At 71.5% G+C, this 3,191-nt stretch carries 3 protein-coding genes; all 3 read right to left on the reverse strand.

Going from position 1 to position 3,191, the window contains the following annotated elements; all coding sequences use genetic code 11:
* Positions 1-71: 71 nt before the first annotated feature.
* On the reverse strand, positions 72-410 hold the full coding sequence (locus tag G6030_RS07510) for a P-II family nitrogen regulator (RefSeq protein ID WP_061227763.1): 339 nt from the start codon (positions 408-410) through the stop codon (positions 72-74).
* 27 nt (positions 411-437) lie between these two features.
* Complete coding sequence (locus G6030_RS07515; RefSeq protein WP_050797242.1) at positions 438-1,733, reverse strand: ammonium transporter; 1,296 nt, start codon at positions 1,731-1,733, stop codon at positions 438-440.
* Between the two features lie 237 nt (positions 1,734-1,970).
* The coding region (gene ftsY, locus G6030_RS07520; protein ID WP_241724230.1) for a signal recognition particle-docking protein FtsY at positions 1,971-3,191 on the reverse strand (1,221 nt) is incomplete at its 5' end.

Below are 3,191 nucleotides of genomic sequence, written 5' to 3' on the forward strand. Positions count from 1 at the left end.
CGCGGGCCGTCCCCCTCGGGGACGACCCGCGCGCGGAAGCGGGGTGTGCGTGGGTGAACGGGCGGGGCCGCTCAGATGGCGTCGACGCCCTCCTCGCCCGTGCGGACACGGACGATGCTCTCGACGGCGGTCACCCAGACCTTGCCGTCGCCGATCTTGCCGGTGCGGGCCGCGTCGACGATCAGCTGCACGACCGCCCCGGCGGTGTCGTCGTCGACCACCACCTCGACCCGGATCTTCGGGACGAAGTCGACGGCGTACTCGGCGCCGCGGTAGACCTCGGTGTGGCCTTTCTGGCGGCCGTAGCCCTGGACCTCGCTGATGGTCAGTCCGTGGATGCCGGCCTGCTCGAGGGCGGCCTTGACGTCGTCGAGCGTGAACGGCTTGACGATCGCGGTCACGAGCTTCATGTCGTGGTTCCTTTCGAGGTGGTCGGGTCAGCGGATGAGCGCGCTGGTGGAGGGCTCGTACGCGGTCTCCGCGTGCTGGGCGCCGTCGATGCCGGCCTGCTCGTCGGACTTGTCGATCCGCCACCCGAGGGGGCGGCAGATCGCCCAGGCGATCGCGGTCATCACCGCGGTGAACACGAGCGCCGCGACGGCGATCACGATCTGGACCACGAGGAGCTTCCATCCCTCGCCGGAGTAGAAGATCCCGGGGGCGGTGTCGAAGGTGCCAGTGGCGAACAGCCCGATCGCGATCGTGCCCCACAGGCCGGCGACCAGGTGGACGCCCACCACGTCGAGCGCGTCGTCGTAGCCGAAGCGGTGCTTGAGTCCCACGGCGAGGGCGGACAGCACACCCGCGATCGCGCCGAGGGCGATGGCACCGAGCGGGTGGACCGACCCCGCGGCGGGGGTGATGGCGACCAGTCCGGCGACGACGCCGGAGGCCGCGCCGAGGCTGGTGGCGTGCCCGTCGCGGATACGCTCGGCCAGGAGCCAGCCCAGCATCGCGGCGGCGGTGGCGGCGGTGGTGTTGACCCAGGCCAGGCCGGCCGTGCCGTTGGCACCGAAAGCGGAGCCGGCGTTGAACCCGAACCAGCCGAACCACAGCAGCGCGGCGCCGAGCATAACCAGGGGCAGGCTGTGCGGGCGGAAGGCGGTGCGACCGAAGTCGAGCCGCTTGCCGATGAGCAGGACGAGCACCAGGGCGGCCATGCCGGCGTTGATGTGCACGACGGTTCCACCGGCGAAGTCGACGGGGCCCACGGCGGCGGTCAGACCGCCCTCGCCGTCGTCGACCGTCCCGAAGATCATGGCGGCCAGACCACTGTCGGAGTGGGAGAGCAGTCCCCCGCCCCACACCATGTGGGCGAGCGGGAAGTACGCGAGGGTGACCCACACCCCGGCGAACGCGAGCCAGGTGCCGAACCGGACGCGCTCGGCGATCGCCCCGGAGATGAGCGCCACGGTGATGATCGCGAACGTCACCTGGAAGGCGACGTCGACGACCGCCGGGTAGGCGCCCGAGCCGGACATCATCCAGCCGCTCGCGTCCCCGATCACCCCGGACAGTCCGAACATCTCGAAGGGGTTGGCGAACAGTCCGGCCACGGACTGGCTGCCGTAGGACATCGACCAGCCCCACAGCAGGTAGACGACGCCGACCAGCCCCATGGTGCCGAACGACATCATCATCATGTTGAGTACCGACTTCTGCCGGGACATACCGCCGTAGAAGAGCGCCAGGGCTGGCGTCATGAGCAAGACCAGGGATGCCGCCATGAGCATCCAGGCCGTGTCTCCCGTATCGAACTCCGGCGTCGCCTCCTGGGCGAGCAACGCGACACTGTCACCTATCACGGTGCGGTCCTCCTCGTTTCATCGCGTGGTGAGCGTCTTCTCGCTCCCCGGTCGCCTGTAGAGGTTTCCGCTGCCGTGTTGCGGTGGATGTCCGCGTGTGTTTCCTGACGGTTACACGCGGCGGGCCCCGGTTCCGGTTGTGTATCGCGGCCCGCCGCCCCGGGCCTACGTCCCGAGCAGGGCGTCCACGAACGCCTCGGGGGTGAACGGCGCCAGGTCGTCGGCGCCCTCCCCCAGTCCGACGAGCTTCACCGGCACGCCGAGCTCGTGCTGGACCTGGAAGACGATCCCGCCCTTGGCGGTGCCGTCGAGCTTGGTCAGGACGACGCCCGTGATGTCGACGACCTCCTTGAACACGCGGGCCTGCATGAGGCCGTTCTGCCCGGTGGTCGCGTCGATCACGAGCAGCACCTCGTCGACGGGGGTCTTCTTCTCGACGACCCGCTTGACCTTGCCGAGCTCGTCCATGAGGCCGGCCTTGGTGTGGAGGCGGCCCGCGGTGTCGACGAGCACGGCGTCCACGCCGGTCTCGACGCCACGCCTCACCGCGTCGAAGGCGACCGAGGCGGGATCGGCGCCCTCCTTGCCGCGCACGACCTCGGCGCCGACGCGCTCCGCCCAGGTCTGGAGCTGGTCCGCCGCGGCGGCGCGGAACGTGTCCGCGGCGCCGAGCAGGATGGCGCGGCCGTCGGCCACGAGGACGCGGGCGAGCTTGCCGGTCGTGGTGGTCTTGCCGGTGCCGTTGACGCCGACGACGAGGAGGACGGCCGGCGTCCCGTCGTTCGGCAGCGCACGGAGCGATCGGTCGTACTCGGGGTGGAGGTTGTCGATGAGGGTCTGCCGGAGCAGGTCCCGCACCTCGGCCTCGGTGCGGACCTGGCGGGTCGCGATCTCCTCCCGCAGCCGGTCCACCACGCGCTGGGTCGTGGTGGCCCCGAGGTCGGCCATGATGAGGGTGTCCTCGATCTCCTCCCAGGCGTCCTCGTCGAGGTCGCCCGCGCCGAGGAGGCCGAGGAGCCCCTGGCCCACGGTGTTCTGCGAGCGGGCGAGCCGGCCCCGGAGGCGGTCGAGTCGGCCGGTGGCCGGATCGATGCGCTCGACCGGTGCGACCGGCTCGGGGGTCCCGGTGATGACCTCGGTGGTGGGCGCCGGGATCTCGTCGGAGGGTACCTCGGGCGGCACGACCACCGGCTCGACCGGGGCGGGCTCGACGACCTCGGTGTCCGCGCTCGGACCGGGTTCGACATCCGGCTCGACGACAGGGATCTCGGGTCCGGCATCGACGTCGCGCCCGGGCGCGGGCGACGGCTCGGACGGCGTCGGGGTCTCCGGTGCGGCAGGGGCGTCCGGCCGTGCGTCGGTCGGCGTCGCGGGTGGCGCGGCGGG

This window comes from Dietzia sp. E1 (assembly GCF_014145015.1).
In the GTDB taxonomy this organism is placed as follows: domain Bacteria; phylum Actinomycetota; class Actinomycetes; order Mycobacteriales; family Mycobacteriaceae; genus Dietzia; species Dietzia cinnamea_A.